Genomic DNA, 584 nt, shown 5'->3' with positions numbered 1-584 from the left:
CTTTTAATATCTGTGGATGTAAAATCATATCATTAGGCTGATGAGCACTAAAAGATTGATAGGTTATTTTAACAGCTTTTTTTTGTTGAATAGCATTGTAAATAGGATCAATAAATTCTAAACCTTTTAATTTTTCGTTTTTATCTAAATGAATGATCGATTTATTTTTTTTCTGAGATGAATAAACAGAATCTTCTAGCCTTTGTAAAACCCCATTCATTTCTTTAAACAAAGAAAAATCTTTAAACTCGCGTAGTAATTGAATTGCTTCGTTCATCACTCTAACATCGTTTTCAGTTACTGGAATATTCATAATACTATATTCATTGTCAACATATTTATAAAAGCGCCTTTCATAAACTTCAATAGGTGCGTTATAACCTAATTTATCACTTCTCATTAGTTGAATATCGAGTTGGATTGTACGTTTACTAACATTAACATCTTTACCTTCATATTCATACAGAGCATCAGAACAGGCCTCAATTAAATCATCTAAAGTCCATTTTTTATATTTGTTTCGTAAACAATAATCAATTGTTTTATATCTTATAAGAGCGTTTTTATTAGAAGCCATTTTAATT

1 protein-coding gene is annotated in these 584 nt (G+C 27.4%); it reads right to left on the bottom strand.

The annotated features are described in order from the left end of the window. Window positions 1-577 (bottom strand): helix-turn-helix transcriptional regulator (locus tag IU405_RS09370; RefSeq protein ID WP_410896748.1); only part of this gene is annotated, 577 nt, incomplete at its 3' end. Window positions 578-584 lie beyond the last annotated feature (7 nt).

This window comes from Polaribacter sp. BAL334, from assembly GCF_015767435.1.
Classification (GTDB): domain Bacteria; phylum Bacteroidota; class Bacteroidia; order Flavobacteriales; family Flavobacteriaceae; genus Polaribacter.
This window is presented reverse-complemented; position numbering and strand designations above follow the sequence as displayed.